Source organism: Mycolicibacterium sp. HS_4_1, from assembly GCF_054515875.1.
Genome location: NZ_CM137261.1, coordinates 559376 through 573163 on the forward strand (window position 1 = coordinate 559376; position 13788 = coordinate 573163).

Here is a 13788-nt window from a genome sequence, read left to right on the forward strand (position 1 = left end):
TTCGCCGTGGCGGGCCGGCGAGTTCGGCAACGATAGACTCTCTGTCGTGACGTCCTCGGTCGATACCGTCAATAACGCGACTACCACGCCTGATCAGCCGCAGCCGTATCGCGAGCTCGGTCTCAAGGATGACGAGTACCAGCGCATCCGCGAGATCCTCGGCCGTCGGCCGACCGATGCCGAGCTCGCCATGTACTCGGTGATGTGGAGCGAGCACTGCTCCTACAAGTCGTCCAAGGTGCATCTGCGCTACTTCGGCGAGACCACTACCGACGAGATGCGCGCCGGCATGCTGGCCGGCATCGGCGAGAACGCCGGCGTCGTCGACATCGGTGACGGCTGGGCCGTCACCTTCAAGGTCGAATCGCACAACCACCCGTCGTACGTCGAGCCCTACCAGGGCGCGGCCACGGGTGTCGGCGGCATCGTGCGCGACATCATGGCCATGGGCGCCCGCCCGGTCGCGGTCATGGACCAGCTGCGTTTCGGCGCGGCCGACGCGCCCGACACCCGCCGGGTACTCGACGGTGTGGTCCGCGGTGTCGGTGGCTACGGCAACTCGCTCGGCCTGCCGAACATCGGCGGCGAGACCATCTTCGACCCCTCCTACGCCGGTAACCCGCTGGTCAACGCCCTGTGCGTCGGCGCTCTGCGCGTCGAGGACCTGCACCTGGCCTTCGCGTCCGGTACCGGCAACAAGATCATCCTGTTCGGTGCCCGCACCGGTCTGGACGGCATCGGCGGCGTCTCGGTGCTGGCCTCGGACACCTTCTCCGGTGATGAGTCGGGTGCCGGCCGCAAGAAGCTGCCGAGTGTTCAGGTGGGTGACCCGTTCACCGAAAAGGTGCTCATCGAGTGCTGCCTCGAGCTGTACGCGGCGCACCTCGTGGTCGGTATCCAGGACCTTGGCGGTGCCGGATTATCTTGTGCCACTTCGGAATTGGCATCGGCTGGCGACGGTGGCATGCACATCGACCTGGACAAGGTGCCGCTGCGCGCGACCGGTATGACGCCCGCTGAGGTGCTCTCCAGCGAGTCGCAGGAGCGGATGTGCGCGGTCGTGACACCCGAGAATGTCGACGCGTTCATGGCCGTCTGCCGCAAGTGGGACGTGCTGGCGACCGTCATCGGTGAGGTCACCGACGGCGACCGGCTGAAGATCAGCTGGCACGGCGAGACCGTCGTCGACGTGCCGCCGCGCACCGTCGCCCACGAGGGCCCGGTGTACAACCGGCCCGTCCAGCGTCCCGATACCCAGGACGCGCTGATCGCCGACACCTCCGCCAAGCTGACCCGGCCCAAGACCGGCGACGAACTGCGCGCCACTCTGCTGCAGCTGCTCGGCAGCCCGCACCTGTGCAGCCGCGCCTTCATCACCGAGCAGTACGACCGCTACGTCCGCGGCAACACCGTCCTCGCCGAGCACGCCGACGGTGGCGTGCTGCGCATCGACGAGGCCACCGGCCGCGGCATCGCGGTGTCGACCGACGCGTCGGGGCGCTACACCCAGCTGGACCCGTACGCCGGCGCGCAGCTGGCGCTGGCCGAGGCCTACCGCAATGTCGCCGTCACCGGCGCGACCCCGGTGGCCGTGACCAACTGCCTCAACTTCGGTTCGCCGGAGGACCCGGGCGTCATGTGGCAGTTCTCGCAGGCAGTGCGCGGCCTCGCGGACGGCTGTGCGGCCCTTGGCATTCCGGTCACCGGCGGCAACGTCAGCTTCTACAACCAGACCGGCTCCACCGCGATCCTGCCGACCCCGGTGGTGGGCGTGCTCGGCGTCATCGACGATGTGCACCGCCGCATCCCGACCGGTATCGGCCTCGAGCCGGGCGAGACCCTGATCCTGCTGGGCGACACCCACGACGAGTTCGACGGCTCCGTCTGGGCGCAGGTCACCGCAGACCACCTCGGTGGTGTGCCGCCCAAGGTCGACCTGGCCCGTGAGCAGCTGCTGTCCGAGGTGCTGACCGCCGGTTCGCGTGACGGCCTGATCTCGGCCGCCCACGACCTGTCCGAGGGCGGGCTCATCCAGGCTGTCGTCGAGGCGGCCCTGGCCGGCGAAACCGGTTGCCGGGTCCTGCTTCCCTCCGGATGTGAATCGGCTTCCGACGCGTTTATTCAACTGTTCTCCGAGTCGGCCGGTCGCGTGCTGGTCGCGGTGCCGCGCACCGAGGAGAGCCGGTTCATGGCGATGTGCGAGGCCCGCGAGCTACCGGCTGTCCGCATCGGAGTGGTGGACCCGGGCAGCGAGTCGGTCGAGGTACAGGGCCAGTTCAGCGTCACGTTGGAGGAGCTCCGTCGGACTTCCGAAGCCGTGCTGCCCGCGCTGTTCTCACATGAGTGATTTGTGCACGAAAAGGTCCGCTCAGCGAACCAAATCGTGCACAAATCGCTGAGATGGTGACGCGAAAGGCGCCCGACCCGGCGGCGACGCGGGCGGCGGTGTTGCTGGTCGCCGACTGGCTGCGCGACGAGCAGAACGAAACGCCGCCGCGCGCCGCGATCGCCGACGCCGTCCGGCTGACGGCGCGCACCCTCGCGGCCGTCGCCCCCGGCGCCAGCGTCGAGGTGCGGGTGCCACCTTTCGTTGCGGTGCAATGTATTTCGGGCCTCAGTCACACCCGCGGCAACCCACCCAACGTCGTCGAGACCGACCCGCGCACCTGGCTGCGGCTGGCTACCGGGCTGGTGTCGCTCGACGACGCCGCAGGCGCTGTCGAGCTGTCGGGTTCGCGGGCCCGCGAGATCGGCCCGTGGCTGCCACTGGTCGACGTGTAGCGCTCACTTGAAGAACGGGTACTCCTGCACCCAGTGAAAGCCCCTGTTGCGCAGGGTGAATTGGTTGAGGTCCACCTGATCGAGCGCGATCTGCACGAGGCGGCCCTGCAATGTGCCGGTCAGTCGCAACTCGTGGGCCGACGGGTGCGACACCCTCAACTCGGCCAGCGTCGCGCCGCCGGGCTCGGTCGCTGTGATGGTGTCGGCACCGATGGTCGCCGGTGCGTCCACCAACTCGCCGTTCATCCGCTGGTAGGTGAGCGCGCCCTGCTTCTCGAAAACCACGCGTTGCCAACGGATCTCGTCGGTGGTCAGCGGCGGCAGTGGCTTGCCGTCCACGCTGAACTCCCGGACCGCCCAGATCCCGTACAGCTCGGGCTTGGCACTGCCACCTCCGTAGGTGTGCCACGCCTGCCAGCTGCCCCAGACGCAGCCGATGACGATCCACAGTCCCAGCGTGGCCTGCACGGCGGCGGCTCGCCGATTGGCCCGCTCGGAGCGCAGCAGTGCCGGTTGGCTGACCGGCTCCGACGGGCGTTGTAGGACGAACAGGTCCGTCAGCCGGCGCAGCTGCGGGGCGAGCAGCACCAGGCTCATCAACAACAGGTGCCCGGACAAGATCTTGACCGGCACATCGAAGGTCATGTTCAACAGGAACACCTGGGCCATGCTGGCCAGACCGAGCAGCGTCCCCAGGGTCGCGGTACGCGGCAGGAACATCAACAAACCGGCCAGCACTTCGACGGCGCCGAGCGTCATCTCATAGGGCTGGGAGCTGCCCACCTGCAGCCACAGCACCGAGGCCGGGCTGAAGTCGCCGTAAGACCGCAGCAGGGCACTCGGCGGCGGCGTCGGCATCTGTGTGGGTACGAGCTTGGCGAACCCGTAGAAGAGCATCTGTCCCGCGACGCACAACCGCAGGAACGTCAGGAACCACGCCGACAGCCGGGCGTAGTCGGGCCGCCGCCGGTCCACCAGCGTCCACACCGCGGTCCCCGCGACGGAGATGGCCACCAGACAGAACACCAGTACCCAGACGGCCGTCTGATCGCCGCTGCCGGAATCCTGGTGCAGCACCGCCTCGACGCCGAAGACCTCGCGGCCGACCCATTGGACCGCCGGGCCCAGCACGGCCATCTGCCACATCACCGCCAGCTTGGGCAGCCACTCGCCGATGATCCCGAAGAACGCGAAGGTGATCTGAGCGAACAACAGACAGAACAGGCCGAAGTACAGAAAGCAGAATCTGAATGCGATCTTCGTCACGGTGGGCCAGGGTCGCGGCCGAGTTTCGGCGACGGAATCGGCGACGCCTGTGCCGGACTGCGCTGAAAGTTGACTCCCCATGAAGACCAGTTAAACAGCTGGATTGCGGTGGGCCGGTGGTCATCCCGAGCCGCCTGGGCCTCCGCCCCGCCCCGTCGGGACGGGGTCGGAGACCGGCGCGCAGTGCCCGCCGGCGCGCGCAACGCGGTGCCGGACACGCCAATCGATTCCGTTTCGCGCCCCGCTGGACCGTAGACTCGTCCTTGTCACCAACCGCCTCCCCGGGAGCAGCCCTATCGTGACCGAACAGACCGAGAACGAACCACGCGAGGAATGCGGCGTATTCGGGGTCTGGGCCCCTGGTGAGGATGTGGCAAAGCTCACCTACTACGGCCTCTATGCGCTGCAACACAGAGGGCAGGAAGCGGCGGGCATCGCCGTCGCCGACGGCTCCCAGATTCTGGTGTTCAAGGACCTCGGTCTGGTCAGCCAGGTATTCGACGAGCAGACCCTGGCCGCCATGCACGGCCACGTCGCCGTCGGCCACTGCCGCTACTCCACCACCGGCTCGACCACGTGGGAGAACGCGCAGCCGGTGTTCCGCAACACCGCCGCCGGTACCGGCGTCGCGCTGGGCCACAACGGCAACCTGGTCAACACCGCCGAACTGGCAGCCCGGGCCCGCGAAGCCGGCCTGATCAACGCACGTGGCCACGTGGCCGCCACCACCGACTCGGACATCCTGGGCGCCCTGCTCGCCCACGGCGCCGCCGACTCGACCTTGGAACAATCCGCTCTGGAACTGCTGCCGCAGGTTCGTGGTGCGTTCTGCCTGACCTTCATGGACGAGAACACCCTCTACGCCGCGCGCGACCCCCACGGCGTGCGACCGCTGTCCCTCGGTCGGCTGGACCGTGGCTGGGTCGTCGCTTCGGAGACCGCTGCCCTCGACATCGTCGGCGCCTCGTTCGTCCGCGACATCGAACCCGGTGAGCTGCTGGCCATCGACGCCGACGGGGTGCGCTCCACCCGGTTCGCCAACCCGACCCCGAAGAGCTGCGTCTTCGAGTACGTCTACCTGGCCCGCCCCGACAGCACCATCGCCGGCCGCTCGGTCCACGCCGCCCGCGTCGACATCGGCCGCCGGCTGGCGCAGGAGAAGCCCGTCGACGCCGACCTGGTCATCGGGGTACCCGAATCGGGTGTGCCCGCCGCCGTCGGCTACGCGCAGGGCTCTGGCATCCCGTTCGGGCAGGGCCTGATGAAGAACGCCTACGTCGGGCGCACCTTCATCCAGCCGTCGCAGACCATCCGCCAGCTCGGTATCCGCCTCAAGCTCAACCCGCTGAAGGAAGTCATCCGCGGCAAGCGGCTGATCGTCGTCGACGACTCGATCGTCCGCGGCAACACCCAGCGCGCCCTGGTCCGCATGCTGCGCGAGGCCGGTGCCGTCGAGGTGCACGTGCGCATCGCGTCGCCGCCGGTGAAGTGGCCGTGCTTCTACGGCATCGACTTCGCCACCCCGGCCGAGTTGATCGCCAACGCCAAGAGCACCGAGGCGAGCGAAGACGAGATGCTCGAGGCGGTCCGGCACGCCATCGGCGCCGACTCCCTGGGCTACATCAGCCGACAGGGCATGATCGCCGCCACCGAGCAGCCCGCCACCCGGCTGTGCGCGGCCTGCTTCGACGGTGACTACCCGATCGAACTGCCCGGCGAGGCTGCCCTCGGCAAGAACGTCGTGGAGCACATGCTGGCGTCCGCGGCCCGCACCGGCGTGCCGCTGACCGTCGACAACGACAACGCCTCAGCCCTGCGTCGCCCCTGACCTGACGGCCGTCAACAGGCGCGAGGTGCATCCGTCAGGGTGCGCCCGGTAGCCTTGGGGCCGATGACTAGCCAGGATGAGCGAGCTGAATCGGTTGGCGCCTCGTACGCTTCGGCGGGGGTTGACATCGAGGCAGGCGATCGCGCCGTCGAATTGTTCAAGCCCCACGCCAAGAAGGCCACCCGCCCCGAGGTCCGGGGCGGCCTCGGAGGTTTTGCCGGGTTGTTCGGCCTGAAACCCGGATACCGAGAGCCGCTGCTGGCCTCGTCGACCGACGGTGTGGGCACCAAACTTGCCGTGGCGCAGGCCATGGACAAGCACGACACCGTCGGCATCGACCTTGTCGCGATGGTTGTCGATGACCTCGTGGTGTGCGGCGCCGAACCCCTGTTCCTGCAGGACTACATCGCCGTGGGCCGCACCGTGCCCGAGCGGGTGGCCGAGATCGTCTCCGGCATCGCCGAAGGCTGTGTGCAGGCCGGCTGTGCGCTGCTGGGCGGTGAGACCGCCGAGCACCCGGGCCTCATGGAACCCGACCACTACGACATCTCCGCCACCGGCGTCGGCATCGTCGAAGCCGACGATCTGCTGGGCCCCGAGAACGTCCGCCCTGGCGACGTGATCATCGCCATGGCCGCCACCGGACTGCACTCCAACGGCTACTCGCTGGCCCGCAAGGTGCTGCTCGAGATCGACCGCATGAGCCTGTCCGGGCACGTCGAGGAATTCGGCCGCACGCTCGGTGAAGAGCTGCTGGAACCGACTCGGATCTACGCCAAGGACTGCCTGGCGCTGGCCGCGGAAACCCAGGTGCGCACCTTCTGCCACGTCACCGGCGGGGGACTGGCCGGGAACCTGGAACGCGTCATCCCGCACGGCCTGACCGCCGAGATGGACCGCGGTACCTGGACGCCGGCACCGGTGTTCCAGATGATCGCGCAGCGCGGCCGTGTGGAGCGTGCCGAAATGGAGAAGACGTTCAACATGGGTGTCGGCATGGTCGCCGTCGTCGCGCCGGAGGACACCGACCGCGCACTGGCGATTCTGACTGCCCGGCATCTGGACTGCTGGACCCTGGGCACCGTCAACAAGGGTGGCAAGAGCAGCGTTCGCGCCGAGTTGGTGGGCCAGCACCCGCGCTTCTGACCATGACGTCGCGCGCGGGGGCTGGGCCGGCGGCCCTGAGATCAGGGCCGCTCGTGGGGTCTAGTGACGCCAGTCGTCTTCGGGTACGGCCCAGCGGCCGGCGGGCTCGTCGTCCGAGTCGTCGTCGTCCAGGTCGTTATCGATGGCACTGGTGCTGTAACCAACGGAGTCGTTCGAGAGCTCTCGCTGCAACCGAGTGAAATCGGTCTGCGGTGAGCTGTACTTAAGGTCTCGAGCAACCTTGGTCTGCTTTGCCTTTGCCCGGCCGCGGCCCATAAGGGACCCCCTCGCGCAATAACGGAGCGGCCCGATGTGCAGGCGGCTCCGATCTGAGTGTGTTTATTGTCCTGCCGTTAGCTTACCGTGCCCGACGGTCTCATGCTGGCAGGCCACCCTCACCCGGGCGTCCCGAGGGCGAATCGGGGCCGGACCTCGCCCGGGAGGCCTACCGGGCGCCGCCGCGCAGCCGGTCCACCGCGGCCCGGCCCGCACCCGCGGACGTGTCTGCCTCCGGTAGCGAGTCGGCGTCGATCGCGGCGGGCACCTGGGATTCGCCGCCGGTGGTCAGCTCGGTGTCCGCGGGCACGCCGCGCTTGATGAGCGCCAGCGCGACCGGGCCCAGATCCACATGCTCGGCGACGGTACCGATACGGCCGATCGCGCGGCCGCCGGCCAGCAGCGGATCACCCGTCGCGGGACGATCGTCACCGCCGTCCAGATGCAGCAGGGCCAACATGCGGGGCGGCTTGCCGAGATTGTGGACGCGCGCGACGGTCTCCTGGCCGCGGTAGCAGCCCTTGTCCAGATGCACGGCGCCGACGCCAGGGCCGCCGATCCAGCCGACCTCATGCGGGATGGTCCGTTCGTCGGTGTCGACGCCGAGGCGCGGCCGCAGTGCCGCCACCCGCAGGGCTTCGTAGGCCCAGAGCCCGGCGGGCCGGACGCCGGCGTCGCTCAGCCGCCGGCGCCACATCGGCACATCGGCACGGGGAACCACCAGATCGACCTCCTGCGGGCCGACGCGGCGCACGAAACCGCCCTCGGGCAGCAGCGTCGCGGCCCATTCGGTGTCCGGGATCGGGAGACCCAGCTCGTTGACGGCAGGGCCGAGCAACGACAGCACCGCGAGATCGGCGGGGTTCACCTCGACCTTGGACCAGAACACCATCTTGCGCAGGAAGTCGGTGAGCGGCTGACCGCGCCACGACTCGGTGTCCAGTGTGGTGACGCCGCCGAGTTCGGTCTGCAGCCAGTGGTCCTCGACGCGACCCTGCCCGTCCAGGCTCAGGTTCGCCGCGACGGACCCCTCCGGCAGCGAGCTGACGTGCTGGCTGGAGATGGTGTGCAGCCAGCTCAGTCGGTCATCGCCCGTGAGCTGGATGGTGGCGCGGTGGCCGCGGTCCACAAGGACGGCCTCGGTGGTGGCGGCACGCTGCTCCCCGAGCGGATCGCCGTAGTGCCAGACGGCGCCGGCGTCGGGTCCGGATTCGGGGGCGGGAACAGCCGTCATACGCGATCCGCCTCCGCTACTCGCTGCACTCATACTTCGAGCCTAGTTCGCCGCCCGGCTAGCCTTCTGGCCGTGACCACCCCGCGGCCGACCGCCCCGCCGATCGTCGTCGCCGTCGACGGCTGCCGGGCGTCGATTCGCGCCGACGATCCCGTGTTCTCCCGGGGCGACGGTGTCTTCGAGACCGCGCTGGTGCGGGGCGGTGTGGTCGTCCTGCTCGATGAGCACCTGACGCGCTTGGTGGGTTCGGCTGCACTGACCGGGCTGCCATGCCCCGACTCCGACCGATGGCGGGCAGCCGCAGCGGCCGCGGTCGGCCAGTGGTCTGAGGGCGAGGCCGTGCTGCGGCTGGTGCTCGGCCGCGGGGTCGACGGCGTCGTGGCCTTCGCGATGGTCTCGGCGGTACCGGAGCGCGTCGCCGCCGCCCGGCGGGACGGCGTCGCGGTCGTGACGCTGGTGCGCCCGCACTGGCCCCTGGCCGCCGCCAAATCACTGTCGTACGCGGCGAACGTGGCCGCACTGCGTCACGCCGAACGGGCCGGCGCCGGCGACGCCGTGTTCGTCGATGCCGCCGGCGCGGTACTCGAAGGACCGCGGTCCGCTGTCGTCCTGGCGGTCTCCGGAACTGATGGCAACCCGGTTCTGGTGACGCCCGATGCGTCGTCGATCCTGCCGTCGACTACCCAGCGCGCGCTGTTCGCGGCCGCCGAGGCGCGGGGTGTCGAGTGTGTGTACCGCCCTGTGAGCAGTTCGGATTTGCTTGCTGCGCAAGGGGTTTGGCTCTTGTCGGCAATCACCTTGGCGGCGCGGGTGCACACCCTGGACGGTCGGGCGTTGGCGGCATCGCCCTTCGAGAGGTTGATGGCCGAGCTGATCGACGGGCAGTTCTGAGCCCGAGGAAAATCGGTTGTCGGGGCTCCGGGCTGGGAGTACGGTCGCACGTACACAGGGAAGGAGGTGGTCCGACAAATTGATTGCTTTGTGGACATGTGAGGTGGCTGCCCGCTAGTAGCGCCGGGTAATTCGTCCGAGCGCACTCGCGAATTCCCGCAGTCACCCGGCCCCCGAGCCTTCCGGTCTGTCCAACCAGGAACCTTGGCTCGGGGGCCGCCCCATGTCTGGGGCGGCTCTCACGTTTGAGTGCGTGGAGCAGAAGTTGGTGAAATGGTCGCGATCCGAGGGGTATCGCAGCCCTTTCGTCCATCTGGACGAAAAACTAAGAACCCGTCAGCCGACGAAGCGGGACAGGCGAGCGGAGAGGTGCGGGGTCAGGCCGCCGTCGGCGTCGACGCGCTCCTCGACGTAGGCCAGGTCGCCGTTCTCGATGATCCCGTACAGCCGCTTCGCGCCGCCGACCAGGACGCCGGACTTGCTGCGGGCCAGGGCGTCGGTCGCCAGCTCCCAGGAAGCCTGGTTCAGCGGGGAACCGTAGAACAGTTCGACGTAGCCGGCCGAATGCGCGAGCAGCAGCTCGATGGCCTGGGACTCGTCCTGTCCGTGGGGATCGTCGGGGTCGTTCACGAACCGCCAGTAGCCGGTCTCACGCAACCCCGGACCGGCGTAGTCGCCGTTCTCGTCGAGCCGCCACGAGCGGGCGTCCCAGTTGAGGTAGTCGCCGCCGTTGTGCGACACGATGATCTGTTGTCCGAACCGGTAGTCGCCGGCGGAGTCACGGCCTTCACCCTCACCGCGCCAGACGCCGACCAGTGGCAGCAGGGCCAGCAAGGCGTCGTTGAAATGTGCGCCTTCGCGCAGGTTGGCGGTATCCGCGGGCAGCGGCAGGTCGTCGAACCCGGGCACGTTGCGGGCGGCCGTGGCCTTGGCGCGATCGGCGGCCGCCGCGATGGCGCGGTCGCCGGAACTGGCCGGCAGGCCGAGCTCAGCGCTCTCGTCGCTGGGGCCCTGAGGGTCCTGAGCGGACGTCACGACTCGTCGGTGATCAGCCGGTAGAGCGCGTAGAGCGCGAACCAGGTGATGGCCAGCGAGGCCGCGACCAGCATGATCTCGAAGAAAAGAACCACGGAGAGACAGATTACTCGCGCCGCGGGTGTGACGTGCGCCGCACCGGTCCCTCAGACGCGACGAGCGGCCGCATCTGTACGTCCGGGCACGGAGTGCCGGGGTACAAACACGGCCGCTCGCGGCCGAATGAAACTAGGCGACCTTGACGTCGACCTCATGGATGCCGGCACCGGTCGGCGCCACCACGGCGTCGCCGTTGCCGACCTTGGACAGCGCACGCAGCGTCCAGGTGCCCGGGGCGGCGAAGAACCGGAAGTCACCGGTGGCCGACGCCACGACCTCGGCGGTGAACTCGTCGGTGCTGTCCAGCAGCCGCACGAACGCGCCACCGACCGGCTGACCCGCGCCGTCGACGACGCGGCCGGTGATCACGGTTTCCTTCTCCAGGTCAACGCTGGCCGGCAGCGTCAGGCCTTGCTTGGGTGCTGAGCACATATCAATTTCCCAACTCGATCGGGGCGCCCACCAGGGAGCCGTATTCGGTCCAACTGCCGTCGTAGTTCTTTACATTCCGGTGACCCAGCAATTCCTGCAGCACGAACCAGGTGTGCGACGAACGCTCACCGATGCGGCAGTACGCGATGGTCTCCTTCTCGCCGTCGAGGCCGGCGTCGGCGTAAATCTTGGCCAGCTCCTCGTCGGACTTGAAGGTGCCGTCGTCGTTGGCGGCCCGGCTCCACGGCACGTTGATGGCGCTGGGCACGTGGCCGGGGCGCTGGCTCTGCTCCTGCGGCAGGTGCGCGGGAGCCAGAATCTTGCCGGAGAACTCGTCGGGCGAACGCACGTCGACCAGGTTCTTGGTGTTGATCGCGGCGATCACCTCGTCGCGGAACGCGCGGATGCTGTTGTCGATCGGTTGGGCCACGTACGTCGTGGCGGGGCGGACGGCGGCGTCCTTCACCAGCGGGCGGTCGTCGAGTTCCCAGCGCTTGCGGCCGCCGTCGAGCAGCTTGACGTCGCCATGGCCGTACAGCTTGAAGTACCAGTAGGCGTAGGCCGCGAACCAGTTGTTGTTGCCGCCGTACAGGATGACGGTGTCGTCGTTGCTGATGCCCTTGTCGGACAACAGCTTCGAGAACTGCTGCTGGTCCACGAAGTCACGCTTGACCGAGTCCTGCAGATCATCGCGCCAGTCGAGCTTGACGGCGCCGGGGATGTGACCTTCGTCGTCGTAGGCGCTGGTGTTCTCGTCGACCTCGACGAACACCACGCCGGGGGTGTCGAGGTTGTTCTCGGCCCATTCGGTCGAGACCAGGACGTCGGAACGTGCCATGTACGAATTCCTTTCGGGTTGCTTGTGAGTTCTGGGTTCAGCTGGTGGCGGGGATCGCCGTGCGGCGCAGTCGCGTCACCAGCGGGTAGATCTGGCAGCCCAGGCAGATGCCGAAGGCGGCGTTGAGGAAAGCGGCGATCAAAGCCAAGGCCGTGGCGCCCAGCCCCAGTGCGGCGATACCCGTCGCGAAGCCGACGAATCCGACGATGGCGAACAGCAGCCCGACGAGCTGTGCGAACTTCAGTGGTGCGACCGGTTCCTTCTCGGTCACCGGCGCCAGTCGCGGCGCGATGAAGGTGGCGAAGGTGCGGCCGTACGGGTGCTTGCGCGGTCCTCCGACCGCACCGATAGCGAACACCACGGCCTGCACGCCGAGAATCGCGGCGGCCGCCAGTGGGCTCGTCGCCGAGGCCAGCAGCGCTGCGATCAGCACGCCGGTGGTGACCCAGGCTGCGAAGCGGGGTCCGCGCACGTCGACCTGCGGGGTTTCGATGGAATTGTCCGACATGGGAAAGCTCCTGTTGTTGGTAACGGGGAGGCGACCGCAGAGTCTGATTCGCGGCCCGCCGCGGAAAACTGCTCGGAGCGCAGCACGAAACGGCGGCGCGGCTACTCAGCAGCTACAACAACAACAGCAACAACCCGCAACGCGGCACAGATCTACTGCGCGGCGCTTGGTGAGCAGGAGCTCGCGGGGGGATAGCACGGCACACACCTTACCCAACATCCGGGGTCTCAAGCCAACAGCGGTAGCAGGGCCTCGCGCAGATCAGCGGATTTCGGGACGCCCGCGGTGCGGTACCGCTGCTGCCCGGAAGCGTCGAAGATGAACGTCGTCGGCAACGAGAGCACCGACAGTCGTCGGGCCGCAACGGGATTGGCGTCCAGGTCGAGTTCGACATGCGCGACGCCGAGGTCGTCACACACCTGGTCGACCACACGGCGTACGGCCGCGCACGGTCCGCACCACGTGGCGCTGAAATGCACGACGGTCGGGCCCGTGGCGGACAGACCGAGATCGGAGTTGTCGGCTTCGGCAGACGGCTCGGCCGGCGGGACTTCCTTCATCAAGCCGGCGCGCAGGGTCAGCAGCCGGCCGATGATGTACGCGATCCCGAGGGCGGCGACAAGGACCGTCAGTACCAGAACCGTGGAGTTCATGACTGTCTGAACCCATCCAGCGGCACGGTTACTCCCGAGGCGATGCCTTCGATGATGACGTCGGAGCCACGGGCGCCTTCACTGGTCGGGGCCAGCCCGAACGGCAGCTTCATGCCCGGCATCGTGGTGGAGAAGGCGCGAAACACCGCGGCCTTCTTGTCGTCGGGCACCGGCTCTTCGGCGGTGCCCGGACCGGTCAGCACCTCGGTGGCGGTGAACACCAGATCGGTGTGGTCGGCGCCGGTGATGGACAGGTCCACCGAGACGCTGACGCGCTTGTCGAGGCCGGCGGCGGTCGGGGTCCCGGTGAACACGAGGCCGTGATTGTCGGAGATGCCGGATTCGGTGGTGCCGCCGGCCGCATTGTCGCTCTCGTTCGGCGGGGCCTCGACGAGCAGGTCCTTGATGTTCATGAAGCGGCCCACGTGGGTGGAGTCGATGATGATGCGGCTCTCCAGCCTGGCCGACGTGAGCTTGGCGTCGGGGCCGATCAGCCAGGACTTGGGCGATGCGACCATGTCATACAGCGTGGCTTCGAGCGAGGCCTTCCCCACGACGGGGTGCGCCACCCCCCCGGCCTTGACCTCGACCTGCTGATAGCGGCCACGCGCGGCCTGGGTTCCGAACGGGAACCCGAGGATCGCGACCCACGGATCGAAGTGCAGGTGGGCGGCCGTGCGGACGCTGCGGGCCATCCGGTATTCGGCGAAGATCGCGAACCCGAAATCGGTGCCGATGACCACGAGGATCAGTACGGCTGCGGAGATCAGCAGCCGTGTCAGCACCTTACGCATCCGGACA

Annotated in this window: 15 protein-coding genes; 5 read left to right on the top strand and 10 right to left on the bottom strand. The window is 68.4% G+C overall.

Annotation, left to right across the window (positions count from 1 at the left end):
- Positions 1-46: 46 nt before the first annotated feature.
- Together purL and ACX12F_RS02495 are read left to right on the top strand one after the other, a co-directional pair.
- Positions 47-2347: a phosphoribosylformylglycinamidine synthase subunit PurL gene (gene purL / locus ACX12F_RS02490; protein ID WP_459368134.1), complete on the top strand. Its 2301-nt coding sequence runs from the start codon at positions 47-49 to the stop codon at positions 2345-2347.
- 53 nt (positions 2348-2400) lie between these two features.
- Positions 2401-2781: a sterol carrier family protein gene (locus ACX12F_RS02495; RefSeq protein ID WP_459368135.1), complete on the top strand. Its 381-nt coding sequence runs from the start codon at positions 2401-2403 to the stop codon at positions 2779-2781.
- A 3-nt stretch (positions 2782-2784) separates the two neighbouring features.
- Here ACX12F_RS02495 and ACX12F_RS02500 read toward each other — a convergent pair whose 3' ends face one another.
- Positions 2785-4047 (bottom strand): DoxX family protein, encoded by a 1263-nt coding sequence (locus ACX12F_RS02500; protein ID WP_459368136.1) that lies wholly within the window; start codon positions 4045-4047, stop codon positions 2785-2787.
- 295 nt (positions 4048-4342) lie between these two features.
- Between ACX12F_RS02500 and purF the strand changes: the two genes are divergently transcribed.
- Positions 4343-5875 (top strand): amidophosphoribosyltransferase, encoded by a 1533-nt coding sequence (purF, locus tag ACX12F_RS02505; RefSeq protein ID WP_459370219.1) that lies wholly within the window; start codon positions 4343-4345, stop codon positions 5873-5875.
- Between the two features lie 63 nt (positions 5876-5938).
- Positions 5939-7021 (top strand): phosphoribosylformylglycinamidine cyclo-ligase, encoded by a 1083-nt coding sequence (gene purM, locus ACX12F_RS02510; protein WP_459368137.1) that lies wholly within the window; start codon positions 5939-5941, stop codon positions 7019-7021.
- Positions 7022-7081: 60 nt separating this feature from the next.
- On the opposite strand, the gene ACX12F_RS02515 is transcribed toward purM, so the two are convergent.
- Together ACX12F_RS02515 and ygfZ are read right to left on the bottom strand one after the other, a co-directional pair.
- Complete coding sequence (locus tag ACX12F_RS02515; RefSeq protein WP_155900680.1) at positions 7082-7297, bottom strand: DUF3073 domain-containing protein; 216 nt, start codon at positions 7295-7297, stop codon at positions 7082-7084.
- A gap of 169 nt (positions 7298-7466) precedes the next feature.
- Entirely contained in the window at positions 7467-8531 is a 1065-nt protein-coding gene (ygfZ, locus tag ACX12F_RS02520) for a CAF17-like 4Fe-4S cluster assembly/insertion protein YgfZ (protein WP_459368138.1), read from the bottom strand.
- A 102-nt stretch (positions 8532-8633) separates the two neighbouring features.
- Between ygfZ and ACX12F_RS02525 the strand changes: the two genes are divergently transcribed.
- The gene (locus ACX12F_RS02525) at positions 8634-9422 is read left to right on the top strand and encodes an aminodeoxychorismate lyase (protein ID WP_459370220.1); all 789 of its coding nucleotides are present in this window, start codon (positions 8634-8636) and stop codon (positions 9420-9422) included.
- 336 nt (positions 9423-9758) lie between these two features.
- Here the strand turns inward: ACX12F_RS02525 and ACX12F_RS02530 are convergent, their stop codons facing one another.
- The 7 genes from ACX12F_RS02530 to lmeA all read right to left on the bottom strand — a co-directional run bounded on the left by ACX12F_RS02530 (position 9759) and on the right by lmeA (position 13781).
- On the bottom strand, positions 9759-10403 hold the full coding sequence (locus tag ACX12F_RS02530; RefSeq protein ID WP_459370221.1) for a heme-binding beta-barrel domain-containing protein: 645 nt from the start codon (positions 10401-10403) through the stop codon (positions 9759-9761).
- A gap of 282 nt (positions 10404-10685) precedes the next feature.
- Entirely contained in the window at positions 10686-10988 is a 303-nt protein-coding gene (locus tag ACX12F_RS02535) for a DUF1416 domain-containing protein (protein WP_133762383.1), read from the bottom strand.
- Position 10989: 1 nt separating this feature from the next.
- On the bottom strand, positions 10990-11826 hold the full coding sequence (locus ACX12F_RS02540) for a sulfurtransferase (RefSeq protein ID WP_459368139.1): 837 nt from the start codon (positions 11824-11826) through the stop codon (positions 10990-10992).
- A 37-nt stretch (positions 11827-11863) separates the two neighbouring features.
- Positions 11864-12334 (bottom strand): DUF4395 domain-containing protein, encoded by a 471-nt coding sequence (locus ACX12F_RS02545; RefSeq protein ID WP_459368140.1) that lies wholly within the window; start codon positions 12332-12334, stop codon positions 11864-11866.
- Between the two features lie 105 nt (positions 12335-12439).
- A complete protein-coding gene (locus ACX12F_RS02550) occupies positions 12440-12553 on the bottom strand; it encodes an Ms5788A family Cys-rich leader peptide (protein WP_459368141.1) in 114 nt (37 codons plus the stop codon).
- 8 nt (positions 12554-12561) lie between these two features.
- The gene (locus ACX12F_RS02555; RefSeq protein WP_459368142.1) at positions 12562-12987 is read right to left on the bottom strand and encodes a thioredoxin family protein; all 426 of its coding nucleotides are present in this window, start codon (positions 12985-12987) and stop codon (positions 12562-12564) included.
- Complete coding sequence (gene lmeA, locus ACX12F_RS02560; RefSeq protein WP_459368143.1) at positions 12984-13781, bottom strand: mannan chain length control protein LmeA; 798 nt, start codon at positions 13779-13781, stop codon at positions 12984-12986. The genes ACX12F_RS02555 and lmeA overlap by 4 nt, the downstream gene beginning before the upstream one ends.
- Positions 13782-13788: the final 7 nt, after the last annotated feature.